Origin of the sequence: Mesorhizobium sangaii, assembly GCF_014207355.1 — a bacterium.
Classification (GTDB): Bacteria; Pseudomonadota; Alphaproteobacteria; order Rhizobiales; family Rhizobiaceae; genus Mesorhizobium; species Mesorhizobium sangaii.
On record NZ_JACHEF010000015.1, the window covers coordinates 1 to 22361 of the forward strand.

At 58.9% G+C, this 22361-nt stretch carries 25 protein-coding genes and 1 pseudogene; 7 read left to right on the forward strand and 19 right to left on the reverse strand.

The features are described from left to right. Nucleotides 1-120: 120 nt before the first annotated feature. The 12 genes from HNQ71_RS33290 to HNQ71_RS33345 form a co-directional block, all read right to left on the reverse strand. The gene (locus tag HNQ71_RS33290; protein ID WP_184878952.1) at nt 121-2268 is read right to left on the reverse strand and encodes a type IV secretory system conjugative DNA transfer family protein; all 2148 of its coding nucleotides are present in this window, start codon (nt 2266-2268) and stop codon (nt 121-123) included. A gap of 12 nt (nt 2269-2280) precedes the next feature. After that, complete coding sequence (virB11, locus tag HNQ71_RS33295) at nt 2281-3306, reverse strand: P-type DNA transfer ATPase VirB11 (protein WP_184878968.1); 1026 nt, start codon at nt 3304-3306, stop codon at nt 2281-2283. Beyond that, nucleotides 3303-4769 (reverse strand): type IV secretion system protein VirB10, encoded by a 1467-nt coding sequence (gene virB10, locus HNQ71_RS33300; protein WP_184878984.1) that lies wholly within the window; start codon nt 4767-4769, stop codon nt 3303-3305. Before virB10 ends, virB11 begins: the two co-directional genes overlap by 4 nt. Further along, nucleotides 4769-5563 (reverse strand): TrbG/VirB9 family P-type conjugative transfer protein, encoded by a 795-nt coding sequence (locus HNQ71_RS33305; RefSeq protein WP_184878987.1) that lies wholly within the window; start codon nt 5561-5563, stop codon nt 4769-4771. The genes virB10 and HNQ71_RS33305 overlap by 1 nt, the downstream gene beginning before the upstream one ends. Then, complete coding sequence (locus HNQ71_RS33310; RefSeq protein WP_343068319.1) at nt 5560-6378, reverse strand: VirB8 family type IV secretion system protein; 819 nt, start codon at nt 6376-6378, stop codon at nt 5560-5562. The genes HNQ71_RS33305 and HNQ71_RS33310 overlap by 4 nt, the downstream gene beginning before the upstream one ends. After that, nucleotides 6347-7390 (reverse strand): TrbL/VirB6 family protein, encoded by a 1044-nt coding sequence (locus HNQ71_RS33315; RefSeq protein WP_184878990.1) that lies wholly within the window; start codon nt 7388-7390, stop codon nt 6347-6349. Before HNQ71_RS33315 ends, HNQ71_RS33310 begins: the two co-directional genes overlap by 32 nt. Before the next feature lie 182 nt (nt 7391-7572). Further along, entirely contained in the window at nt 7573-8307 is a 735-nt protein-coding gene (locus HNQ71_RS33320) for a type IV secretion system protein (protein WP_184878992.1), read from the reverse strand. Between the two features lie 9 nt (nt 8308-8316). After that, nucleotides 8317-9474, reverse strand: coding sequence for a transglycosylase SLT domain-containing protein (locus tag HNQ71_RS33325; RefSeq protein WP_184878995.1), 1158 nt, complete (start codon nt 9472-9474; stop codon nt 8317-8319). After that, nucleotides 9458-11860, reverse strand: a complete 2403-nt coding sequence (locus HNQ71_RS33330; RefSeq protein WP_184878998.1) for a VirB4 family type IV secretion/conjugal transfer ATPase — start codon at nt 11858-11860, stop codon at nt 9458-9460. The genes HNQ71_RS33325 and HNQ71_RS33330 overlap by 17 nt, the downstream gene beginning before the upstream one ends. Beyond that, nucleotides 11857-12150 (reverse strand): VirB3 family type IV secretion system protein, encoded by a 294-nt coding sequence (locus HNQ71_RS33335; protein ID WP_184879013.1) that lies wholly within the window; start codon nt 12148-12150, stop codon nt 11857-11859. Before HNQ71_RS33335 ends, HNQ71_RS33330 begins: the two co-directional genes overlap by 4 nt. Nucleotides 12151-12153: 3 nt before the next feature. Beyond that, nucleotides 12154-12468 carry a TrbC/VirB2 family protein gene (locus tag HNQ71_RS33340; protein WP_184879016.1) on the reverse strand — a complete coding sequence of 105 codons (315 nt, stop codon included), beginning with the start codon at nt 12466-12468 and terminating at the stop codon, nt 12154-12156. Between the two features lie 12 nt (nt 12469-12480). Next, nucleotides 12481-12945 carry a transglycosylase SLT domain-containing protein gene (locus tag HNQ71_RS33345; protein WP_210334146.1) on the reverse strand — a complete coding sequence of 155 codons (465 nt, stop codon included), beginning with the start codon at nt 12943-12945 and terminating at the stop codon, nt 12481-12483. 279 nt (nt 12946-13224) lie between these two features. Here HNQ71_RS33345 and HNQ71_RS33350 point away from each other — a divergent pair, with 279 nt between their 5' ends. Genes HNQ71_RS33350 through HNQ71_RS33360 form a run of 3 tightly spaced genes read left to right on the forward strand, consistent with a single transcriptional unit; the run spans nt 13225 to nt 14533 of the window. Then, complete coding sequence (locus HNQ71_RS33350) at nt 13225-13827, forward strand: hypothetical protein (protein WP_184879032.1); 603 nt, start codon at nt 13225-13227, stop codon at nt 13825-13827. Then, nucleotides 13824-14372 (forward strand): thermonuclease family protein, encoded by a 549-nt coding sequence (locus HNQ71_RS33355; RefSeq protein WP_184879035.1) that lies wholly within the window; start codon nt 13824-13826, stop codon nt 14370-14372. The genes HNQ71_RS33350 and HNQ71_RS33355 overlap by 4 nt, the downstream gene beginning before the upstream one ends. After that, complete coding sequence (locus tag HNQ71_RS33360) at nt 14369-14533, forward strand: hypothetical protein (RefSeq protein WP_184879038.1); 165 nt, start codon at nt 14369-14371, stop codon at nt 14531-14533. The genes HNQ71_RS33355 and HNQ71_RS33360 overlap by 4 nt, the downstream gene beginning before the upstream one ends. Here the strand turns inward: HNQ71_RS33360 and HNQ71_RS33365 are convergent. Then, nucleotides 14530-14874 (reverse strand): hypothetical protein, encoded by a 345-nt coding sequence (locus HNQ71_RS33365; protein WP_184879041.1) that lies wholly within the window; start codon nt 14872-14874, stop codon nt 14530-14532. The genes HNQ71_RS33360 and HNQ71_RS33365 overlap by 4 nt on opposite strands. Nucleotides 14875-14990: 116 nt before the next feature. Between HNQ71_RS33365 and HNQ71_RS33370 the strand changes: the two genes are divergently transcribed. Further along, nucleotides 14991-16604, forward strand: a complete 1614-nt coding sequence (locus tag HNQ71_RS33370) for an RcgA family putative transporter (RefSeq protein WP_184879043.1) — start codon at nt 14991-14993, stop codon at nt 16602-16604. Beyond that, nucleotides 16594-17619, forward strand: a complete 1026-nt coding sequence (locus HNQ71_RS33375; protein WP_184879046.1) for an RcgR family putative quorum lactone hydrolase — start codon at nt 16594-16596, stop codon at nt 17617-17619. Before HNQ71_RS33370 ends, HNQ71_RS33375 begins: the two co-directional genes overlap by 11 nt. A 76-nt stretch (nt 17620-17695) precedes the next feature. On the opposite strand, the gene HNQ71_RS33380 is transcribed toward HNQ71_RS33375, so the two are convergent. Continuing rightward, nucleotides 17696-18214, reverse strand: coding sequence for a helix-turn-helix domain-containing protein (locus HNQ71_RS33380; protein ID WP_184879049.1), 519 nt, complete (start codon nt 18212-18214; stop codon nt 17696-17698). Nucleotides 18215-18310: 96 nt separating this feature from the next. On the opposite strand from HNQ71_RS33380, the gene HNQ71_RS33385 reads away from it, so the two are divergent. Continuing rightward, complete coding sequence (locus HNQ71_RS33385; RefSeq protein WP_184879052.1) at nt 18311-18910, forward strand: hypothetical protein; 600 nt, start codon at nt 18311-18313, stop codon at nt 18908-18910. A gap of 56 nt (nt 18911-18966) precedes the next feature. Further along, nucleotides 18967-19425, forward strand: a complete 459-nt coding sequence (locus tag HNQ71_RS33390; RefSeq protein ID WP_184879055.1) for a hypothetical protein — start codon at nt 18967-18969, stop codon at nt 19423-19425. A gap of 237 nt (nt 19426-19662) precedes the next feature. On the opposite strand, the gene HNQ71_RS33395 is transcribed toward HNQ71_RS33390, so the two are convergent. The 5 genes and pseudogenes from HNQ71_RS33395 to HNQ71_RS33415 all read right to left on the reverse strand — a co-directional run bounded on the left by HNQ71_RS33395 (nt 19663) and on the right by HNQ71_RS33415 (nt 22200). Continuing rightward, nucleotides 19663-19962 carry a hypothetical protein gene (locus tag HNQ71_RS33395; RefSeq protein ID WP_184879058.1) on the reverse strand — a complete coding sequence of 100 codons (300 nt, stop codon included), beginning with the start codon at nt 19960-19962 and terminating at the stop codon, nt 19663-19665. A 305-nt stretch (nt 19963-20267) separates the two neighbouring features. Beyond that, nucleotides 20268-20516 carry a hypothetical protein gene (locus tag HNQ71_RS33400; RefSeq protein ID WP_246462454.1) on the reverse strand — a complete coding sequence of 83 codons (249 nt, stop codon included), beginning with the start codon at nt 20514-20516 and terminating at the stop codon, nt 20268-20270. 204 nt (nt 20517-20720) lie between these two features. Continuing rightward, a pseudogene (locus tag HNQ71_RS33405) lies at nt 20721-21398 on the reverse strand (lytic transglycosylase domain-containing protein). Beyond that, nucleotides 21386-21934, reverse strand: a complete 549-nt coding sequence (lepB, locus tag HNQ71_RS33410; protein ID WP_184879061.1) for a signal peptidase I — start codon at nt 21932-21934, stop codon at nt 21386-21388. The pseudogene HNQ71_RS33405 and the gene lepB overlap by 13 nt, the downstream one beginning before the upstream one ends. Continuing rightward, nucleotides 21931-22200, reverse strand: a complete 270-nt coding sequence (locus HNQ71_RS33415) for a helix-turn-helix transcriptional regulator (protein ID WP_184879064.1) — start codon at nt 22198-22200, stop codon at nt 21931-21933. Before HNQ71_RS33415 ends, lepB begins: the two co-directional genes overlap by 4 nt. Nucleotides 22201-22361 lie beyond the last annotated feature (161 nt).

The window sequence follows — 22361 nt, forward strand, 5'->3', positions numbered from 1 at the left end:
ACACTAGGTACGACCGATGTGCTCACACCTTCCTGTCGGCGATCGCCTTCGCTGCAGCCTTCATCTTCTGGATCAATGAGTCCTGACCCTAGCTGTCGGCGATCGCCGTAGATTGCTCGGCTAATCGACTAGATCAGGCAAAGCATCTTCGACGATGCTGAGATTTCGATCGAAAGTCTCGATGTCGGATGCGTTTGCGCGCAGAGACCGCACCTTGTTCAGGATCGCCGCAACCGCCGCTTCTTTGTCGGGCGCTATGCGTGTTGTCACCGCTTTGGCGGCCAAAGCGGTAAAATCTATAGCGGCATAAGCTGGTACGGATTCAGCGTCCGTTGCTTTCAGCCGTTCTTTTACGATTGCGCGCCGGCGCGGCGGCGGAGTTATAGGGCCTGCTTTTGCGGCAAATGTCGCGCCGCGCCGCAGGCGGGTCTGCAAGAGGCCTGAGCGGTACGCGGGTGCTGTCGGCACAATCGTCGGGAGCGCAGGAGAGGGAACCGCCGCGGAAGCGTCCAATGCAGGATTTTTCGTGCGCGAAACGTCGGTAGAGGCGGGCAGGGGCATGAACGCGCGTTTGGCGAGCTGGCCGTCGGCGAAATAGAAATTGCGGGTACCGAGGATTGGCAGTTCGCCGCGCGGCAATATGATGACCTTGTTCTTGTCTAGCGTACGGATTTCATCTGGCCGCATCAGGGGCCGCCGCACTTCCTTGCGGTGCTCCGAGCGCGTGTAATAAGTGTCGAACAACGTTGCCTTGGTGCGCGTCACGTCCTTTTGCACGTCCGACGTTTCGCCGAGCTGCTCGGAAACGTAGCGCAGATCGTCCGCGTCCTGCGCACCAAAAAAGATCTGCACGCGAGCGGCGTTGATGAGCGTCTTGCGCCCTTCCTGGCGATAGATCTCGTCTACAGCCTTCAGCGACTGCACGAAAAACCACATGGAAACGCCGTTGCCGCCGAGCACGCTCGCCATTTCGGTCACGTTCTCGAGCTTGCCGAGGTTCTGGAACTCGTCGAGCAGCACAAGCACCGGATGCTCGTCCGCCCGCGGCATGGTTTCCGACATGAAGTTCATCATCTGCGTAATCAGGACGTTGAACAACGGTCCAAGCGAGGTAATCTGCTCGCGCCGCACGTCGAGATAGAGAGAAATCCGGTCGCGCTTGAGATTGCGAATATCGAATGTGCTGCGCGACGTAGCTCGAATCAGGCGCTCGTTGAGAAAGGGCGCCATGCCGGTCCGGACGCCGGCGTAGATTCCGGAAAACTGCCGCTCAGACATCTCAAAATACGGCAACAGGGTTTGCAGCGTGAAATGCGAACACTCGCGGCGGCGTTCCTCGCGCAGCGAGCCGATGAATTCGAGGAGCGGCTGCTCGGCGCCGTTCATGATCTCGAGGATTGTGGCAAAGGTCTTCTTCTCGTTCGGGATCGCGGGCGATTCCATGACGAAGGACGCGATGCCGGTAAAAAGGAGGCGGGCATCGTTGACCCAATAAGGATCCGCGTTCGAAGGGGGGCGCGGAAACAGCGCCGCAGCAATGTTGCGAAGGTCGATGTCGCGCTGTGCTGAGTCCAGCGAGATGAAGTCCATCGGATTGTAGCATGCGGTATTACCGTCCGGATCAGCCGGCGCGAAACGCACCACACGGCTTATGGTCGAACGGTAACCAGCAGTCGCCGCATAGGTCTCGCCCCGCAGGTCGAGAACCACGAGCGAATGCGGCCAGGTCAAGGCGTTCGGGATGATGAGAGACGTGCCTTTACCGGAGCGCGGCGGCCCTATGACGAAGCCGCCGACATCATCGCCATCAATCCACAATTTCTTGCCGCCGATCAGCTTGCGCTGGGTCAAGTGGATCTTGCCGGAGCGCTGATCGCGGCCGGGCGACAAAATTTCGGCAAACCTGCCGCCCGCTCGACCGACGAAGACGCCGCCCACTTTCGTCAGGCCGGTTTTTGATACGTCGCTCATGGTCATGAAGCGAGAGTCATTGCGCTTTCTCGGACGCATGAGAAACAAGCTGACCAGTGGCAAGAGAAACCCCAATGCTCCTGCCGCAACGGCGTATTGTATCCTGCCAAAATTCCTCGCCATCGTGTCCGCCCAGGCCTGACGAACGACCGGCCAGGGATTGGCGTTCAGCTGGTTGAACAGGACGTGGGCGCCAGTCCGGTACCAATCAGTCGCGGCATAGGCGACCATGAAGAGCAGTGCGCCCAGGGCCAGCGCCATGAGCATCATGAAAATTGCTGTTGCGATTTTCTGCATGGGGGACCCTCGCTAGATCGTCTCCGCCTTGGTGAACTTGATCTCGCTGATGCCGCGTCGTCCGCCTTCGGTGCGGACCATCTGGACGACCACCGGAATGACCTCGCGCAGGTAGTCGAGGATTTCGCTTCGTGAGAGGCCCGAACTGCCCTGCATGACCATCAGCGCCAACCGCTCGTAGGCGGACCGGGCGGAATTGGCATGAACGGTCGTAAGCGAACCTGGGTGGCCGGTGTTGATCGCCTGGAGGAACGCGAAGGTTTCAGCTCCGCGTAACTCGCCCAATAACAGACGGTCGGGTCGCATGCGAAGCGAGGCTTCAAGCAGCTGTTGCGCGGAGACTTTGGCAAGGCCCTGGTCGCCCTTCGAGGCTATCAGCGTGACATTGTTCGGAGCCGGCAGTTTCAGTTCGCGGGTGTCTTCGATCGTGATGATCCGTTCATGGGCCGGGATCTCCTTCAAGAGCGCATTCAAAAACGTCGTCTTGCCGGTCGACGTACCGCCTGAAACGACGATCGAGACGCGGTTGCGCACCGCATATTGCAGAAAGTTCATTGGCGACGTGTCGTGCAGCATTTCGACAAGCCGCTTTTCCTCGGTTGAAAGCGCCAGGCCGCTGCCCATCGCCGTGTTTTCGAATGCGCCGAGATCCTTGTAGGCATCAAGGCTCATATCCATGATGACCTGCTTGCGGATCGAGATCGCGCCACCGTCGGGGGCCGCGGGCGGCAAGATGCATTGGATGCGCTCACCTGAGGGTAGCGCAGCCGACAGGACCGGCTTTTCTTCGTTGATGACCTGATTTGTCGCCGAGGCGACGCCCGTCGAGATATGCCTAATCCAGCCGGGCGTGACCTCGCGCTTGACGACGTGCTCCATTTCCTTGGCGCCGAGGCGTTCGATGAACAATTCACCCGGCCTGTTGATTGCAATCTCGGAAACCGTATCTTCGTTCAAATAGGGCCATATCGGTTCCAGATGAGCGCGCAGGACCGGGGCTCTCGCCCAAGGGTCGGGGAGGGGATGCACGGCATTCATTTCACCGGGCTCCCATAGCCGGGATAAAAATGATCCGTCTGGGCCTCGTAGAGAGGCGTCGGATCGATCGCGGTCTTCGGCCGCCCACCTGCCTTCAGGCGCGCCACTTCTTCCTGAATGGGATCGGCGTACAAATCCGAGAAATCGAGATCTCGCCGCACCAGCACGACGATCGATGTGCCCTGGTCGACGTAGACTGTCGGGCCAATGTTTTGCGTGTCGCGAAACGCCTCTTGCGCAAGTTGCTGCAGGGCGGTTGATGACTTGTCAAAGACGATGCTGCGCGCGTCGCGCTGCGAGCCATTGCCACCATAAGTCACGGTCGTGGTCTCACCGGTCACGGGATCGATCGTCGAGACTTGGCGTTGTTGTCCACCCTGGCTGCTGTCGCCAAGCGAGGACAGATATTCAGAGACACCGCCAACGACGGAAAGCATGATGGCGTTGCCGTACCGTTCAACCCAGTGCGTATCGACACGGCCGCCCATGCCGCCCCGCCCGAGCGCGTCTGCCCCTGGCGACTTGATATCGACGGAAATGCCGTCCGAGCGGATGACCCTGCTCCAGACGATGAAAACACGCTTTTGACCGCGCGCAAGCCCTGAACGGTATTCCCCGGTCAGGCGCGAGCCCTTCGGAATCAGGACACGCCTGCCGTCGAGCGAGAAGACATCCTCACGCACGACGGCGCGCACGGCGCCGGGAAGGTCGGTGTTGATCGCGGTTTCCAAATAGCCGCGAATGATCGTTCCCTCTGGGATGAACGCATCGGTGCGTCGAAAAGCTCTGGCTTTGGCGATGCCGGAAGAACTTGCCTCAGACTGCGCCAGGAATGCCTTGTTGGGATCACTGTCGGCGCCGGGGACCGGAATGATCTGACCGTCGGGCGCGATTTCGACCTGTGCCGCCTGGGCGCCGCCCGATTCCGTCGACCCAGTTTCATCATTCGTCACCATCTGGTTCGACCGCAGGCGTTCCCACACCGACTTTTCATGCTCGGCGGCCTCAGCCTTGCGGCGAGCCTCGTCCTCAGCCGCGGCCTTGCGGCGGGCTTCTTCCGCCTCGGCCTTGCGGCGAGCTTCCTCGGCTGCCATTTGTGCCTCCAGCGCCCGCCGCTGCGCATCAAGGTCCGCGCCCTCCTGCACGGTCTGATCGACATTGTCAGCCTGCTGCGTGCCACTCTGGTTGGCGGCCGGCGGGGGTACCACGATCTGGTCGATCGTGCCGTCGGCAGGTTGCGGCGGCTCGTTCAACGCTGGCGGGCGGAACTCCGGCGGGTTGAAATTTTCCTCGCCATCGCTGCGAAGATCGCGCGATACCGGCTCTCGAGGCCAGTTCAGCCATATCAGCGCGCCTACGAGCACCACGCCGAGGCCAACCAGAGCGACCTTGGCACCCATGCCCGCACCGCGGCGCGCGACCGTCGAGCTGCCGTCCAGCTGGTTATAGTCGATCTGGGTCATCACCGCCCTCCGCTGGATCCGAACAGGAAACCACCTGTCAGTTTCGTTGGACCGTAGACTTGCTCGACTGGATCGATAGCGTTGGGTCGCGCCCGGTTGTAGAGGCAGAGCGTCTTGCCATCGGCCCGCAGGGTGAATTGCCGTGCCACCTTGTCGATGACGGTGTATTTGCCCTGTGTGCGAACGTTGACCAAGGACTCATGACGCTTGTCGTCGACAACAAAAATCGCCGGGATGTCCCCCTTGAACTCCAGAAACACCTTGGTGCCGTCATCGAATACGGTGCGCGGCTTCAAGCTGTCGTCGCCCTTGTAGGCATAGTCGTAGTTGAGATCGGCATAGTTAAGATCCTTCAAGTTCGGATCGGCGGCGCTCTCTTTGGCCTGTGAGAGCAGGCGCGCGTTCACATCCTCGTCCGGGTATTTGAACCGCACCTGGAAGGATGCCCGGTCACGGCTATTGTCAGTCGCCTGCAGCAGAAGGGAATAGACGCGACGGTTGGTGACGACGTTGACGTTGGTCCAAGCATCGCGCTCCAGCGGCTTGACGAACAGAAATCGCGATCCGCGTTTGGGGATGATCGACCAGCCTTTCGTGTCGCCAGCCGACACGGTTTCGATGACTTCGGTCGGACTGAGCTCGACCATCGTTGAAATACCAAGAGCTGCACGCACCGACGTCACGTCGTCATTGTTGAAGGTGACATATCGGATGCGGCCGTCGCGTGCGGTCGCGCCATGGATCGTCCCGAGCAGAAGGGCGGCTGACAGGGCGAGGTTCACGCGCCATCTCATTGCAGGCTCCCCGCGGCTGGCGCCGATTCCTGGTCGCGGCGGTAATCCGTAACCTGAAATCCCAGCGGGTTGTCGAAACGCCATTCGTTCTTGATCGGCGTCGAGGTGTACCGGAATTTTAACACCGCCACCCAATTGTCGACCGTGGATGAATTGTCTCGCCGCGTCGTCGTGGCAAAGCGCACCGAGGCTGTGTTGCGATTGAGCAGGGATACTGACTTGATCTCGACCGAGATAGTGGCATTGCGGCCATAGATCTTATCCAGCGATTGCGGATTTGCAGGCGTGAAAAGCCATGTCAAATCCTTGGACGCCGTGTTGGTGGAGTAGAGCTGCGCCAGGTCGTAATTCTGTTTTAGTTCGCGGGAATCGTATGTTTCGCGGGCACGAATGTAGCGGACCAGATTGGCCGCAGTGACGGCCTCGTTCTGCGACAAATCTCCAGGCTTCAGCGCGCGCATAATCTCGAGGTAGCCCGTCGATTTGTCGACCTCGACAACGTACGGTTCGAACTGCCGGAGCGGCAGGATCAGCACGAGCGCCAGCAGCGAAAGCACCGCCACCAGTCCGGAAACGCCGCTGACGATCCATGCCAATGTACGCGATCGCCGCATTGACCTGTGGGTGTCGTCTTCCCAGGTCGCGCCAGCCCTGTAATAGCGTCTGTCGACGATCTCGCCGCCGCTGTTAGCAGCCGTTTCCGATGGTGTTGACACTTTACTATTGCCTCGTTTGCGCGACGCATCCTGATCCAGCGTCGCGATAGATGATCGTTCTTGTGTTCTAAGCCAGAGGCCTGGCGTTATCGCGCGCACCTTGCTGGATGGCGGAGCGAGCTGCGTCGTCCGCCCTTGCTGCTCGCGGAGATCGGAAGCTGTTTGCTGCGAGCTGCCGCGCGCCCCGAGCGGCCCGGCCGGCGGCCCATCTTGCACCGGAGTAGCGCACGGCGTTTCCGCCGAAGTTTCTATAAGGGTTGTACGCGCCCACGGTGCTGAGATACCCGCCGCCGTTCAGGATCGAAGCAATCGACGGGATCTGCATGAGAACGTAGATCCCGATGATCGTCACCAGCACCAGCGGCAGAACCAGCGACATTTTGCTGTCCATGGTCGCTCCGCCGGACGTGGCGGTGTTCAGCGCCGCATTGACGAGCGAGAAGTAGAAGCCGAGAAAGCCGTAAATCAGGATTTGCTGGATCATCAGAAAGGTCGTGAGCGAAAGGAAGCCTTCGCTCATGCGCGAGGACCAGCGGTATAGCCAAAGAATGATCCAAATCGGCGCCAAGGCGAGCGTGATGAACAACATCACTTTGGCGGCGATGATTGCGGCAATGGCAAGCGCTGCGAAGATGATGGCTGACAGCAGGACGAGTAGCGACAAGAGCGCGCCAAAAATGTCATAGAAGGATCCGCTATAGACCTGATTGGCGACGTCCTGGGCCCCTTGGTAGAGGTTGTCGATAAGCGCTGGAATTGCCGCCTGATCGCTGAGTTGATTGCCGGTGGCTCGCGACACGGCGCCGACGATCACCTTACCGACCTCATCCGGAATGCTTTGAACAAGCTGGTAGATCGTCGCGGAAAATGTGCCCCATCCGGTCAGCAGCAGATAGATGATGACGGCGCGGCCCAGGCGATAGGCCGCTTCGAGCGGCGAAATCGACTCTCGCCCGCTCAGGATCGAATAGCCCCACCACACGATATAGAGGGTGAGCATGAGGGTGAAGACGTTGCCCATCGCATTGCCCAACTGCATGTAGACGGTGCGGACGAAGTCCTCGCCGATGTTGTCAATGCCACCTAGAATGCTTTCGGCGAGACCGTTCATGGGTTCTCTTCAATGATGCTGGCGAACGGCGTTGAATTGACCGGCTTCAGTGCGCCGCATTCGTCGGCGTGGGCATACGCCAAAAGCCCGCACGGCGCTTTCAGTTCGCGATTTGCGCATCCGAAAAGCGCTGCGCCGAGCCCAATCACAGCGCAAATGCGCAACGCCTGCCTCGACAAGTGCTAGCCTCCGCTCTTGCCAAACTCCGCGAACGGATTGACGTTGCGCGGCGTCATCATCTTCTGCACCTGGCTCTGGCGAAGAAGATCTCCTTTCAGCTTCTCATTCAGGGCCGCGACCGCACCATTCTGCACGCCGATCAATTCGTTGACCGCGCGCGCGTTTTCCAACTGCATTCGTGTGTTCTGGTCCACCGATCCCTTGACGTCCTGCGACTGCCCTATCTGCCCGCTGGCGGACTGCAAGGACTGTTGGCGCTGGGTGACGCCCTGCGAGGCCTGCGAAGTCAGCGCGCTTAGCAGCGAGGCCACGTTGACGCTGCCGCCATAGGCTGTGTTGACCGCGCTCGTCTCCTTGCCGGCAATCTGCTGGAGTTGCTTCACGAGCTGCAGCCCATTGATGACGGCGCCGGCGATTTTCTGGATTTCGGGCGACAGGCCACCAAACGAAAGCGCGCCGCCGTTCAGGATCGATCCGAATGACGGAGCCCGGGCAATCGACATATTGCCGCCAAGGCCCATTTGTCCGATCCCGAGCGAACCGTCACGACTGCCGCTGAGAGCCTGCAGGATCTCCTCGCTCTTTTTCAAAATATCCTTGTCCGAGCCCATGATGGAGTTGGTGTTCTCCGCATTCTTGCGGGCGACATCGAGATTGGCGCCATCGATGACCGCAATCTGTGCAAAGCCCGCGCTTGTCCAAAGCGCCATGCCGGCAGCAATCGCGAATTTCTTCATGTCAGCCTCCTATTGCTGTAGAGAATTGATCACGCTGGCAGCGCCGGCAGGATCACTGGTGATGATCATCGAGCGGCTGTCGGCCGAGTTTGCCCGCGCGTTCTCGACCGCGCATGGTAGCCACCGGCCGCGATCGATCTTCAACCGCTCCAGTTCCGCGGGATCACAAGAGAACGGGTTTGGAGAGCCGCTCTTCGGCTGTTGCACCAGCTTGGACGACTGCGATGCCTGAACATTCTGCAACGATAGAAGTTGGGCCAGCAACGCCGTAAAATCCCCCGCCTGGGCGAGGTACTGGTTGGTGACACCCGCGTTGACCCCTCGAGCCGACGAATTCAGCTCCCAAGCGTCCTTGTATTCAGTCACCTGGCCAACGGCACCCGCCAGCGCGTCGATTGCCGCGTCGTTGGCGCCCATCTGCGATGAGCTTGCATCGAGGCCGCCGGCCGCCTTCCTCACCGTGCCCATAGCCGCGTCCTGGGCCGAGCCGCCTGGGCCGTCGGCCGTTACGGTCGAGAATGGTGGCGGCGCGGCGGCCGGAGCCTTGCCGCTCGACACATAGTCGTTGAAGTAGCTGTTCCAACGGCCGACACCGCCGGCCCACTCTCTTTGCTCGCCTGCGTTCGATCCGTTGTAGAAGGAGGCGAGACAGCTATAATTCGTCGCCCCGCATTGCTTCACGCCCATTCCGAGATATTTGACGCCGCCTTCGACATTCTGCTCGTTCACGTCGCGGTCAAGTCCCATGGACTTACCGGTGCCCTTGGTCAGCTGCATGACGCCTTTGACGCCGGTGTGGCTCCCGGCGCATGTGTCGAAGCGCGATTCCTGATAGGCAACTGACAGCGCCAGGCCTTCGGGCACACCGTATTTTTGCGCATAATAACGGATCATCTTCACGTTGCCCGCGTCGCGCTGCAACGCTTCGGCCGGGGATCGGCGAAACATCTGTGAGCGGTATTTGTTCGAGTAGGTGCAGACGACGCTTTTCTTCTTGTCGGTTTCGTCCTTCTTGGCCTCATCCGACTTCGTGCTGTGCTGCTCGTCCTCTTGCCGCTTGTCGAGGTTCGGCCCGTCGATGACCGCGATCTGAGCGACAGCCACGCTCATGCTTTCCGCCGTCGCGAGAGCCACGGCCAGACAAGCGCTGCTAAGCCGCTTCGTCATGCTCGTTCTCCCATCCGCAGAAGTATGGCAGCCACATCTCCGGCTCATCGCCGAAGGTCTCGCGGAGCCGTGCGCATTCCTTGCTGTTGGCTTCGTTCGAGGACAAGACCTTGATGAGATCGGGCATCGCCGACAAATCGAGCTTGGCTACGATCGAGTCGCTGTCGTGCTTGACGAGGAAGGTGCGTGTTTCCTTCGCGGTGCGGCGCACGAACTCGAATTCCTTCGCTGTCAGCGAAAAGCGCTCCATGTAGGACTCCTTGCTCGCCTTCGGGTTGGGGAAGAAAATGTTGGTCTTCGTTTGCTCGATCAGTGACGACGAGATGGAGGAACTGACCACGTCTTCGGCTGTCTGCGTGCCGAAGCCGACCACGCCGTTGCGGCGACGAATGGTCTTCAGCGTCTCATTGATGAAGGCAGCGAAAACCTCGTCGTCCAGCAGCTTCCAACCTTCATCGAGGAAGAGCATGATCGGCGAGCCGTCGATGACGTCCTCAAGACGGTGGAAGATGTAGAGCAACGCCGCCGAGCGCAGCTTTCGGTCGCCTAGGATCTTCGTCATGTCGAACCCGACAACGGGTTTCGAGAAATCAACCAGATCGACGGGATTGTTGAAAAGCCAGCCCTTGTCCTTCGCGTCGAGCCAGGGTTGTATCCGCGCGGCCAGATCATTCATGCCAGGCATGAGCGAGCCCCGCAGCACTTCCGGCAGCAGGTCGAAGGTCCGCTGTTCGCGCGGAATCTTGTAGATCATGTCGACGGCGGCGTTGATGACGCGCATCTCCGACACGTCCAGCGCGCCGCCTTCCGGCGTCAGAATGTAGAGAAGCAAATCTTCAAGGAAAGAACGGTTTTCTGCCGTGTCCTCAAGCTGCAATGGCGCGAACCCGGTCGGCTGAGAAGGTTCCATCACCTCGTAGCGACCGCCGAGCGCCCGAACGAAAATTTCAGCCCCGCGCATGTAATCGAAATAAACACATCGCGGCCGCGGCACGATGCGCATGGCTTGCGCCATCAGGAACGACAGCACCACAGTCTTGCCCGAGCCGGTCGGGCCGAACACCGTGAAGTGCCCGACATCGTGAACGTGGAAATTGAAATAGTATGCCGTTTGGCTGGTCGTTTCGAGCAATGCGATGGGCCGTTTCCAATGCAGCCGCTCACGTTGGCCGGACGGGAAATTGTGCCCTGAAAAAAGGCCGGCGAAATTTAGGGACGAGATCAACGCACGTCGCGCGATGTAGCTGAAATTTCCCGGCAACTGCGCCCAGAAGGCCAGTTCCGTGTTCAGTGTCTCGCGGACCGGCACGATCGACATGCGCGAAAGCTCGGCCGTGATGTCGGATAGCGCACGGTTGAGGCCATTCATGTCCGGCGCCAATGCCATGACGCTCATGTGATGTTGTCCGAAGACGACTTCGCCGCCGGCCAGCTTATCGGCGCCATCATGGACGGACTCCTCGACCGTCGTGCCAGCCTCGTCTGAACCCTCAACCTGGTTGGCGATGGTGTTGATCCTGCGCATCGCCGTTACCCGGTCTTCGATCGCGAAACTCTGCGTCAGGACAAACTCATGTGGCAGGCGCAAGAGACCGTCCAATGAGCCCGGCGCGGTGAACGGTGGGTATTCCTTGATCGACACCATGGCGCCGAGCTTGCCTTCATCCGGCCCGCGGAGTTCCAGCGCCGACTTGCCGAAAAACAGCTGCCGCGTCGCCAGAACATCGCCAAGGCTCATGCGCGGCAGAGGCATTTCCACGTCGACGCCGCCGGCGAGGATCTTCGCCAAGAATTCCGCAGGCTCGGAAAAGAAGCTGTCGCGGCGCTTCACGACACCGAGAAGACGCCCCCCATAAGCAGTGAAATCCTTGACCATCCCGTCAAGGATGTCATGCAGTTCGACTATTGCCTCTTCGCGGGTTTCTTCGCCAGCGGTGCTGATGCGGAATGCATTGAGCGCCTTGTCCACCCATCCGACCCGGCCGACCATCGGACGGCGTATGACCGCCAGATACGCCTCGTTGACGAAGAGGTTTTTCGAGCCGAGCTCATCCATGTAGCGGGCGTCGAGCTCGGCCACGAAAGGATTGTCAAAGTCGCCTTCGATCTCCGGCGTCACGTGGCGGCGGATGATCGTTGTGTAGAGGGCAAAGCGAGAGGTCGAGAGATTGCGGAACGTGGTGTTGCGGTTGAACATTCGGCTGTTCAACTCGGCCTGGTCCATCGTCTGGAACGGCAGGCCGCTGAGCTGGATGGCGCCGACCAGAAAGCCGCTCTTCGTCACGATCAGATTGTCATCGACATGGCGAAGGTAGGGGATGTGCATCGCCGCGGGTTTTTCGCGGCGGCGCTCACGGCCAAATTTCAGGTCGGCATCGAGGCTCATGGCGAATAGCTCCTCGCGCCCCAAAAAGTAAGGTTCGCCACCGCTCCGCGTTTGGAGACGCGCCGCTCGAAAATATGAAACATGTAGGGGTCGCGCTGGCACAGATATGCGCTGACCAGATGCACCACGCCGAACACGCCAAGACCGAGCATGAAGCTGCTCGTGGCGATAAAGCCGATCACCGCCAGGATGCCGTTCAGCGCAAAAACTTCATATCGCACCCCCCATTTCGTCGGGGGGCGTGTCAGTGGCAGGCTAACCGGCTCGACATAGACTTCCTCGTCATCCATGTCTCAGCTGCCTCCCGCGGTCGCGCGAACCGCATCCACCAACTGGGCAGCGCCGAAGATCAGAGCGATGCCAATAATGATGGAAAAGGCCATCATCCACGCAAGCCGGCCCGTCATGGCGAGGAAGCCGAGAAAACAGACCGCGATGATGGCGAATGAGCGCGCTATGTTGCCCTGCAGAACTCCGACGAACCACTCCAGCACGTTTTCGACTGGCGCGGCCGACTGGGCATACGCAGTGGCTGGCGCGAGGGCTATTCCGACCGCTGAGGCCAAGGCCAGTTTCAGTGCAAGTATGCCCGCTTTCCTGTATTCCACCCTTGGCTCCTTTCAGTTGCCGAAATCCATGACATGACCATCCTGCCAATCGTCCTCACTTGCTGGCGGGGCGGCCGCGAGCGTTTCGGATTTGGTCAGGGCGGACTTCTCCACGACACCGCCGAACTTCCAGCGGTTCAAAATTTTCACGATGTATTCAGCCGTCTCCGGATTCACCGGAATGCCCTGCGCCTTATAGACGCTGTTGGGCCCGGCGTTGTAAGCCGCAAGCATCAGCAGCGGATCCTGGAACTCGCCATAGAGTGACTTCAGATAGCGAAGGCCAGCCCGGACATTTGCCTCTGTATCGCAACGGTCCCGCACGCCGAGATCGGCCGCCGTGCCCGGCATCAGCTGCATGATCCCCAGGGCTCCGGCCTTGGACGGACCCTGGCTCGCACCGAGATCGCTTTCAGCCCATGCAATAGCCTCGGCCAGATCGGCGTCGAACCCTTCGTCTTGCGCGATTGAACGCACAAGTTGGGAGACCTCAGCACGATTTCCAGTCTTACAGGCCCCCGGCCTTTGCGCCCCGACCGGGGCAAGGGCTTGTGCCGGCGTAGTTGCAAAGGCGACTGCTACGCGGTCTGATGCCAGGTCCCGGCCTTGCGCTTCCAAGGACATTGTAGCGCCACACAGGGTGAGCAGAAGAGCGAATCGAGTGTTCATACTGTCGCCAAAATTTAACACTTTACTATGGCTACACGCAGCCCTAGTAAAGTGTCAACACCATATGCACCGCAGGGACGAATTTCGATGAAACAGACTGCCCTTTGCACCGTTTTGCTGCTCCACGGTGCCGTCGCTTATGCTGCCGGCGCCGACGCCCCAAGTGCCTTCGCGCAGCCGTCGGACCGCTACCTGCTCCAGTTTGCGAAGCCGGGCGAGAAGGTGTTCGTCTATGAGCGCTACGATGCGAACGGTGCGCTCTTTCAGCGCGATGCGGCGACCCTCATCTCGCCGGTCAAGGTGCCGTCGGCGACCGAGCGCGTCATCAACGGCGTGACGTACCGGCTGCGCGGCCTGACGGCCTGCCCAAAACCGAAGATTACGTACAAAACGCAGCAGTGGGACTGCACGCAGGCCGCGCAGGACTATGAAGAAGGAATCTACAACGATCGTGCATCTGTCGTGCTTTGCAAAACACTAGTGCTGCAAAGCAAGAAGGGTGACCCCGACGCCGTGTCGTGTTTCTCTCTCGTGGGTGCGGGCAATGCAAACGACCCGTACAACGTGGCCTACGACGATGACGAAATGGTCTTTTTCGACATGGCGACGATCGGACGCAACAAGGACGGGAAGTCACTGCGCCCCGATCTGGAGCACTCCGCCGACCTCGGCGGACGGTTCCAGGAATGAAGCAGGCGAGCTTGGTAGTGCTGGCCGCATTTTCTGTGTGCGCATCGGCACGGGCGCAGGATGTCACCAACGCTAGCGTACCAACTCCCTTCGCGGTATCGAAATCGGCTCAACTGCTGACCGGGGATACCTGGCGTGACGGAGATCAACTTTTCCGCCTCTATGGCGTCCAGTCCTGTCTTCGAGGTACGTCAGCCGAAGAGCCAAATGGAAACAAAATCGATTGCGGGAACACCTCGCTGGCGCACCTGGCAGCCCTGTTCGATAGCGCCGCGGTGACATGCCAGCCAATCGGCTACGCCCTCGACAAGGCGGTTTTTGTCGTGTGCGGTGCGCAGCTGAATGGCGAAACAATTGACGTCGGCACCGCGCTCATAGCGACCGGATACGCGTTCGCCGCAACGACCGCAAAGGGCAAAGCCGTCAATGAGAACTACCTCGTCGCGGAAATCAACGCCAAGATGAAACGCACAGGTCTGTGGGGCACGACGTTTCAGCACCCTGTGCAACTGTTGCTGAACAAGCGGTCAGAGAGACAACAATGAAACACGACGATGAAGCGCACAAACATTACTATCCCGTGGAAGGACGCGGTGACGGCGCCATTGGCGGAGCAGCTGCGTTCATCGCGATCATCTTGGTGCCGGCGGGAATCTACGTGGCCTGGAATACCGTGGCCTCATGGATTTCGGCACTCTTCTCTTAGGATTGCAGTTTCGTGAAAGAACCGAGCAACGCCCGCAAGTCGTCGACATCAATCTCGCACCAGCCATGAGCCGTCAGCCGTTGGAAGTAAGCAGCCTTCATTTTCATTTCCGCGATAGTGGCTACTGGAGCAATGGCAGCACGCCTTCGGACAGCGGCCTCTTCCGCCATGACCGCGTCCAGCTTTTGACCAAGCAAGATCGCGTCCGAACCCTCGGCCTCCATCGCGCGCTTGCCGAGACGTTCAAGCTCAGCGACGCTCTGGCGATGTTTCGCAATCAGTTTCGCGACGCCTTCAGCCGCTACCATCTGTCCGTTGCTAAAGACTAATTGAATAGGCATCGACCGGCTCCACGTAACTGATACCTGGGGAGGCGAGAAAAGACGTTGATTGAGGATGAAGGCACGATAGGATACGAAGTCTAGCGAACTCGAACGAAACTAGAGCCTGTAAGTCATTGTTCAGAAACGGAAAGTTATTTCTCCCTCCGCCGAGAGACGGGAGTGATTTCAAAGAATTATTCAAGCCACTGGCGGCGGCGGGTGCGGGTCGGCCTTTGGGCAAAGACGGGTTTCCTGCAGGCCCATGGACGCCCGAGCTTCTTGCAGAGGCGATTTCACACATTGATTCCAACCACGTCGGAGTCGATCTGCGAACGGTGCAGCTTTGGTTTCAAGAGAACGAGAAGGGAATTAGCACTGCCAACATTCGTTGGTTGGCGAGGATTTTCGGATGCGATGATCCAGTCGCAACTAGCGAATGGCAGATCGAGCTTAGTGCGGCGCAATCGCGGTTATCCGCCAAGAGACGAAAATGGAAGAGGGCCGGAAGCAGCGTTGCCCAGGAGATTCCAGATACGGCACTGACTGCGACCTTCGGTGACGAGACAGACCCCCCGGCAGAGCTGACCCGGGATACTGACGCCAAGGGGCCGAGCCGGCGTTTTAGTCTAGCGAGGAAATCGGAGGCGTTTTTTAGTCGCGGATCTCCCCTGAATTTACCGGCGTCGGTGTTTGCGGGTGTCACCGCTCTTGGGTTTTTGTCGTATCTTACGGGGATTCACAGCGTGACATATGGCCGGGCGGATGGCGTCGTCAAGCAGGTTGGATTTCTTTGGACAGCGAATTGGACATTCGTCTTCATGGTATTTCTGCCACTGTTTTTTGCCTTCGTGACCGAGCTGGTGACCTTTTGGAAAGATGAAGGCCGCCCAAAGCTTGTAGCGCAGGGCGACAAGATGGAAAGCGACGATGCCTGGGCGCGCAGCGTACAAGCTTCTTCGTATTCATTTTGGGCGGTTTTTTTGATTTGTGTGGTATTCGCCGGTCTTTTTCAGTGGATCGGCGTGTCTTTAATCCCGTTGCTCAAAGGTGGTGGCAACTATGCGACGGATTGGGGCTCGTTAGCGATTGTGCGTCCTGAAGTGATATCGGTGCCGGAAGCGATCGTATTCACGGGGATCGCTTACCTATACATGTGCCTCTGTTTCTATCTGTTCTTCGTAGGGCTCATTTTGTTTTATACAGTAATCCATGATCTTTGGAGAATTGGAAAAGCAGCGAGTGATCGGCCGGAGGTGAATTATCAACACGAGCTTCATGAAGCCAGCCTCAGGGTTATGCGTGCGATTTTTCGGTGTACCGTTTTGGGGCTTTTGATCGCCATAGTCATGAAGCTCCAGAGTGCTTACCTCACATCACGTGGAGAGAATATTGTGGATTGGTTGGTCGGCGATATGTCTTCCGCCTTTTATGGGCGCAATGATGTGAGCGCCTGGATCAGCTACCGTAGGCCGACCCATTACAGTAGCCTTCTTATCGCTATTTCGACCTGTGCGGTATTTCTGTACGGCTCCATCCGTTTAGGTGTCGAACTTCGGTTTTGTATGTCTTTGTGGAGGATGTCAGCGATCGTAGCGTTACTCGTGGCTGGCTACTTGTTGATCGATGCATTTGCTGGCTTTTCGATCCTTCTGGGCGTTGGAGTGCTGTTCGCAATATACGGCCTGTTTGATCCAGGGTTGGGGCGATGGCAAGCGAGTAAGTTGGGAAACAATCAGAATGTATCATAGTTGGCTTGATCATTGGGATGAGCGGCGGGCGCGACGCGGTGAGGAAGGGAAGAAACCAACGGATTTCGCCCTTGACGCGGAACGCGCCTTTCCAGGTGCGAATAAGATAACAAGTATCGAGGAATTCTGTGCCCTTGCGGACCAAGCCGCGGCTGATCCAGCCTTTTTCGATGACCCGAATGTAAGTGATCTGGGGTTTGAAAGGCTAGATGGGTGGCTCAAATTTCCATCGGACATTTCTACTGATATCGAACAGAACAATGTCGTCTCGGCGAAAATCACAGAAAGCGGGTCGTTCGATCAGGCGATGGTGATTTTTCACCATTGGAATGCAAGCTCCCGGAATCGTCAGATTGCCAACTTTTTCTCTCAGCGTGGCATCACGGTTGTCGAGATTGCTATGCCTTATCACTTCGAGCGCAGCCGTCCCGGCTCCGTGCACGCCGACTATATGCTAAGCCCTAATCTCGGTCGAACGATCCAATCTGTAAGGCAGGCAGTGTTGGATGGGCGAAAACTCATACGTTGGTTGAAGATCGAAGGCTATCGAGAGATTTCGGTTCTCGGTATGAGCTTAGGCTCCTGGGTTGCGGGGGTGCTCGCGGCGCACGACTCGGCTGTGTCAAAAGCCTCGTTGTTTCTGACGGCGGGGAGTCTAGCGGATATGGTTTGGACGGGTCGCGCGACACGATTGATACGTGCTAGCCTCGAGCCTGAGATTGAGCTGACCGATCTCAGAAGGGCCTGGGGTCCACTTAACTTGGAGAATTACGCACATAGTTTGGCACGGCCTGATCTAGATCTTCACCTTGTGTTGGCTAAGAGAGACAAAGTGGTGTTGCCAGAGCTATCGGAGAGGTTCATGCAGAGGCTAAAGGACGCCGGAGCTAGGCCAAATATTTTGGAATTAAACTGTGGTCATTATTCGCTCGCCATGCCGCCATACATTTTGTTGGCCGGTTTGAGCTTGAGGCGGTTTCTGTCGTGTGGTGACAAGTCGGCCCGGCGATCATGAGTTTGCGCCGGTCAGTTCACCAGCAAAGTTCTCTGTGGGCGCGCCTGCGCCTCCGGCTGCATCGATAACAGGTAAATCAGGTTGGCGGGACCTTATCCCGAAATAGGAACGTCGCCGGATCCAGTTTCAACGCCTTGGCGATTGCGGCAATCGTGTCCACGCTGATGTTCCCGCTCGCGCGCTCCAGTTTCATGAATGTGGCCTCCGCCACGCCGATGAGCTCAGCCATCTCATAGCGGAGCATATTGCGTCGTTGCCGCTCCATGTCGATGATGTGTGCAAGGCGCCTGCGGATCGCAGTTTCGTCCAGCTGATGCGCCCTTTCGGGGAGTTTTTTCTTCCCGCCGGAGAGCAGTTCTGCGACAGCCACATGAAGCCCGTTTGCCATGATCTGCAGCGTCGTCAATGTGACATTATTTTTCTGACGCACAGTCTGAATGTAGGTTCGATAGGCCAGTTTTTCGCCCTCGGCGGTCCGAAACAGCTCGGCCATGTGCATATGGGATAGGCCACGTTTGGCTCTCTCCCGTTCAAGCGTCAGAGCGATGTTGGCGCGTAACGGGTTGTTGACCGCGCCTGCGTCGTCTCGTTTCATAAATCGGTGTAGTCGCACAAACCTGCCTTTTTATCTGTCCTTTTTCTCGCGGATCATCCATAGTAAACTATCAAAATCCGCAGCGAGGAAAAGGCTATGACCATGCTCAAATTCCTTTTGATGGGTGCCGTCGCCCTCGCGGGCACCGCGGCTCTTCCATCCCAATCAAGAGCGTCGGAATGGGGATGTCAGGTCCTCCTGTGTCTGTCCGGCGACTGGCAGGGTACCCCCTCGTGCCACCCGCCAATCTCCAAGTTGATTGCGGCGATGGAATCCCCGGGTTTCAACTGGCCGACCTGTCCGCAAGCCAACTCCAGCGCCGCGAAAGTTGAGAAGTATGAGGATTGTCCGTCCGGCTGGCAAGCAGTCGGCGCCAACTCCGACCGGCCCGGAATGGGGCAAGAACGGAACATCTGCCGCATCGACTCCGACAGGCTCACGCTGCCTGTCACTTTCATGAATAATCCCCTCGGCCGGAATCATGACAACGGATCTCGACAGGCCCAAATCGAGATCGACGGAAAGTTTGTGACGGCAAAAATCCAAATCACGGGCAACGATAGAGGGCATTCTCTTGGTAACGGTTCCACATACTACACCATCTCTCGGCCGAAGCGAGAAAAGCCCTGGTTCATCGAGTATGACGACGCGAACGGCATACGCCAGAAAAGCTGGTTTAATCTCAACATGCCATAAGTCAGGTGATCACGCAGAACGAGTCACTTTGAGGGTCACAATTTAGGGGGTTTGTAGTGTTCAAGGCGCTTCTCCTGGCCACTGTGATTTTGAACACAGGCGCAGTGTTGACGGCTGCTGGTCAGAGCGACAGGCCGCGATCAAGCGTGGACAATCCTATGTGGCCGGCTTCACTCAAATGGGACTGCAAGACCGCCGCCAAAATCGTGTGTGAGCGTAATGGCAGTTGCTCGGTGGCTGAGGACCACACTGGATTTGTGCTGAACTACGGCAGCAACGAAGCTGAGTTCCCGGCCAGCAATGTCAGGATCAAACGCCACTATCAACAGACCGTTCAGGCAAGCCCTTTGCAGCAGGAAGTTAAAGTCGAACTGGCCGACAATCGCGTTCTTTGGCTGACCGCCGTGGATGCCAGCCGCACTTATTCGGAAGCGTGGGTCGGCGCACTGAGCGAGTTGAAGGGTGGCGCGGTACTGATGGAATCCGAGGGAGTCTACTGCATGCCGCACAAATGAGTGCGCCGAAAGGGGAGGCGAGCGAAGGCCGATATGGTCTGACTTGGGACGCCGGCGATTCAGAACAGTTCAGAGTCTCCCGTCCATTTTTATCAGATGACGAGGTGGTCGCAAGTAGAATCTATCTGTCGAACCGAGACGTCGAGTAAGCGTGTTGAAACACTGACCGTTTGACTTCCGATTATCGTCGATAAGACCGCAACAAGAGCCATCCATACTTTGAACTATTAAGAAATATCAATCTTTACTGATGAAAGTCGCATAACGCATATTATGGAACTTAGCGGCAGTTCCAAATCTGTTGCAGTTTGGCGTCTGTCTGATCGACACATCATGGGCGCCGATCTGATCTTGGTCATTTCTTGGCATGCCAAAAAGCTCCCTCTGGCCTTGACGGCCACCTCTCAGGCCTTTGCCTTGCGTTTCGCAGCAGATTTCTTGGCTGGAGTAGGCTTCCTGCCCAAGCCTAGCGACTTTGCCAAAGCCGATCGGGTCACGGCACTGCCCCTCTTTCCATCCGCCGGCGGTCTCCAACATTGCGAGGTGGCCGGTATGACAGGCGCGATTGCGAGCCGAACGCCCATCTGGCTGTCATGGTTGACCGCCAAACTGGGTTACAGGTCAACTCCGGGAAATCAATCCGGAAGCTCTCGTCCACCCCACCGTCGATGCTCGCTTTGAGTTCCCCGAAGGTCCGCAGTGCGCCGGGTTAGGCGCCTACCGTCCTGAGGCTTTGCGCTCCCCCCGATCGAGAAAGGCCTTGCCGCCCACGCGGTCTTTCTCGGCACCGTAGAGCTCGCCAGGCTCGCCTTCCCGGGTGACGCCGTCGCGCTGGATGTAGCTCAGATGTGCCCGCGCACCGTCCCAACCCTTGCCGGCCAGCCTGACGACCCGTGCTTTGACGACGACCCTGCGGTGGCGGAAGGCAGCATACCTGTCGCGTGATTTGAGCAGGGCGGCAGCCGCCCCGCCGCGCCCTGCCCGGCTTCCGGTGAAGCGGCCGCCGCGCGCTGGCCGGCGTAGCGTTTGCCTGCCTTCGAGCCGCGCGACCCGATCTTGCCGAGCTTCGGCCTGAATTCATCGTCCTTCATACCAGCCTCCGGATAGTTACAAGCAAAGGCAGAGGCTTACGCATCCAACCCTCCTGGCGCTGGGGTCGGCCTCTTGGAAAAACGATGTGCAGACAAAGACTTGCCCGCCTCGTGGAGGCGGTGCCTTAATCTTGCCTTACGCGCCCTCCCTCCCCGGGCACCCCCCCCGCCCGCCCCTCCAGGACGCCCCCCCGCCAGCCGCCGCTAGCGATCCGGCGTCTTTGGCCGCGCGCCATCCTTCCCGAGCGGCACGAAAAGATCGCCGTTCTTTTCGCCGGCACTAGCGCCATCACCATGGAAGAACCAGCGAGCGTCCGGAGGGAGCGTTTTGCCTTTTGGGTGCCTCGGGCTCGCCTTCGAATTCGTTCATGTCGGCTGCGGAAATCCCCGTCGCCTTGAGCTGTTTGAGGTAGGCAGTCGTCTCCTTTGGCAGTGGCGCTTCAAATGGCCTTCGTAGCGCTTCGGGCCGGCGTTATAGGCGGCAAACAGGCCTGGGAATCCGAAGCGGTCATACATGGCGCGCAGATAGGCGGTTCCGGCCAGAATGTTGGCGTGCGGATCGTGCGGATTCGGCCCCAGACCGTATTCGATGCGCATGTCCTCATAGGTGCCGGGCATTACCTGCATGAGGCCCATCGCGCCGGCGCGTGAGGTGATGGGCCGGCCGTCGAGCATGGTCTTGCCGCTGCTTTCGGCGTTCATGACGGCGTGAATCCAGGGTTGGGGAAAGCGGAAGCGTGTGCTTGCTTCCGCTACGAAGCCCTGCCATGGTTGAAGCTGCGGACCAGGGGAGATGACGACCGGCTCAGCGCCGGTCGAGGCGGAACAGGCGCATGGCGCAATGGCGACCATGCCCAGCATCAGGAGGGTCACTCGGTCCATAGCGGCACGAGCCTCCCGATGACGTTTTGAGTGGGAATGGGCCCGAAATACCGGCTGTCGAAGGAGCGATTTCTGTCGCTGCCGAGCAGGAAAATCTCGTCACGGCCAAGCTTTCGGCACGCGTTCCACCATGGCATCGGACGGCCTTGGCCGTCGGTTGCGAGCCTGCGCGCGACGATCTCGCCGCCGATGATGATGGCTTCATTGAAGGCGCAGACGTGTTCGCCGGGCAGCGCGGCAAGCCGCTTCACCAGCGGAATATTGGGGGGCAGATAGCCGCGTTTTTCAGCGAGACTGGCGATGGCTTCAGGCGCACTGATGAGCACCAGATCGCCACGCGCGGATGGTCCAGCCGCAATGCGATAAAGGCCGACGGGCGCGCTGGCCGAGGCGTTCCAGACCAGCCAGGGCGTTGGTCTGACGAAGGCCGCGAAGCCGATCAGGCTGAGGCCAATCGTGGCGACGGCGATCGTTTTGTGTGCCCGAAGGCGCCGCAAACGGCTGCCGAGCAGACGGATGGAAGGGCGCCGGCTCATGAGCGGCCTCCATCATCGTGAGGATTGGAACCGCCCTCGACATCTTCGGAAGTGGCGTCCCGCGGGTGTCCCTTCGACCACTCGTCGAGCTCGTCGATGTGATAGCGGACATAGCGGCCATGCTTGCGGAATTGCGGGCCGTTGCCTTTGAGCCGCATCTTTTCCAGCGTGCGCTGGGACAGGCCGATATAAAAGGCAGCTTGGGCTGTGTTTAGAAACGGGCTGCCCTTCTTGGCGCGGGCCGCGGGGTCGTTTTCGTCGTCCATGATGATCCTCGTTTCGCTGTCGGAAGGCGAAGGCGAGGATGGGCGAGCGAGGTGTCGTCTCGGGGACGGGCGAAGAGTCGGGTGAGAGTTTTCGCCGCCCCTTCGGGCGGACCAGCTTCGCAGGAGAAACCTGGAAAGAGCCCCGCGCCGGGTACGGCGCG

Bases quoted from the DNA above. Each gene is read 5' to 3' on its own strand.
- HNQ71_RS33290 (WP_184878952.1), bottom strand. From the start codon at position 2,268: ATGCAGAAAATCGCAACAGCAATTTTCATGATGCTCATGGCGCTGGCC.
- virB11 (WP_184878968.1), bottom strand. From the start codon at position 3,306: ATGAATGCCGTGCATCCCCTCCCCGACCCTTGGGCGAGAGCCCCGGTC.
- virB10 (WP_184878984.1), bottom strand. From the start codon at position 4,769: ATGACCCAGATCGACTATAACCAGCTGGACGGCAGCTCGACGGTCGCG.
- HNQ71_RS33305 (WP_184878987.1), bottom strand. From the start codon at position 5,563: ATGAGATGGCGCGTGAACCTCGCCCTGTCAGCCGCCCTTCTGCTCGGG.
- HNQ71_RS33315 (WP_184878990.1), bottom strand. From the start codon at position 7,390: ATGAACGGTCTCGCCGAAAGCATTCTAGGTGGCATTGACAACATCGGC.
- HNQ71_RS33320 (WP_184878992.1), bottom strand. From the start codon at position 8,307: ATGAAGAAATTCGCGATTGCTGCCGGCATGGCGCTTTGGACAAGCGCG.
- HNQ71_RS33325 (WP_184878995.1), bottom strand. From the start codon at position 9,474: ATGACGAAGCGGCTTAGCAGCGCTTGTCTGGCCGTGGCTCTCGCGACG.
- HNQ71_RS33330 (WP_184878998.1), bottom strand. From the start codon at position 11,860: ATGAGCCTCGATGCCGACCTGAAATTTGGCCGTGAGCGCCGCCGCGAA.
- HNQ71_RS33335 (WP_184879013.1), bottom strand. From the start codon at position 12,150: ATGGATGACGAGGAAGTCTATGTCGAGCCGGTTAGCCTGCCACTGACA.
- HNQ71_RS33350 (WP_184879032.1), top strand. From the start codon at position 13,225: ATGAAACAGACTGCCCTTTGCACCGTTTTGCTGCTCCACGGTGCCGTC.
- HNQ71_RS33355 (WP_184879035.1), top strand. From the start codon at position 13,824: ATGAAGCAGGCGAGCTTGGTAGTGCTGGCCGCATTTTCTGTGTGCGCA.
- HNQ71_RS33360 (WP_184879038.1), top strand. From the start codon at position 14,369: ATGAAACACGACGATGAAGCGCACAAACATTACTATCCCGTGGAAGGA.
- HNQ71_RS33365 (WP_184879041.1), bottom strand. From the start codon at position 14,874: ATGCCTATTCAATTAGTCTTTAGCAACGGACAGATGGTAGCGGCTGAA.
- HNQ71_RS33375 (WP_184879046.1), top strand. From the start codon at position 16,594: ATGTATCATAGTTGGCTTGATCATTGGGATGAGCGGCGGGCGCGACGC.
- HNQ71_RS33380 (WP_184879049.1), bottom strand. From the start codon at position 18,214: ATGAAACGAGACGACGCAGGCGCGGTCAACAACCCGTTACGCGCCAAC.
- HNQ71_RS33385 (WP_184879052.1), top strand. From the start codon at position 18,311: ATGACCATGCTCAAATTCCTTTTGATGGGTGCCGTCGCCCTCGCGGGC.
- HNQ71_RS33395 (WP_184879058.1), bottom strand. From the start codon at position 19,962: ATGTTGGAGACCGCCGGCGGATGGAAAGAGGGGCAGTGCCGTGACCCG.
- HNQ71_RS33400 (WP_246462454.1), bottom strand. From the start codon at position 20,516: ATGAAGGACGATGAATTCAGGCCGAAGCTCGGCAAGATCGGGTCGCGC.
- lepB (WP_184879061.1), bottom strand. From the start codon at position 21,934: ATGAGCCGGCGCCCTTCCATCCGTCTGCTCGGCAGCCGTTTGCGGCGC.
- HNQ71_RS33415 (WP_184879064.1), bottom strand. From the start codon at position 22,200: ATGGACGACGAAAACGACCCCGCGGCCCGCGCCAAGAAGGGCAGCCCG.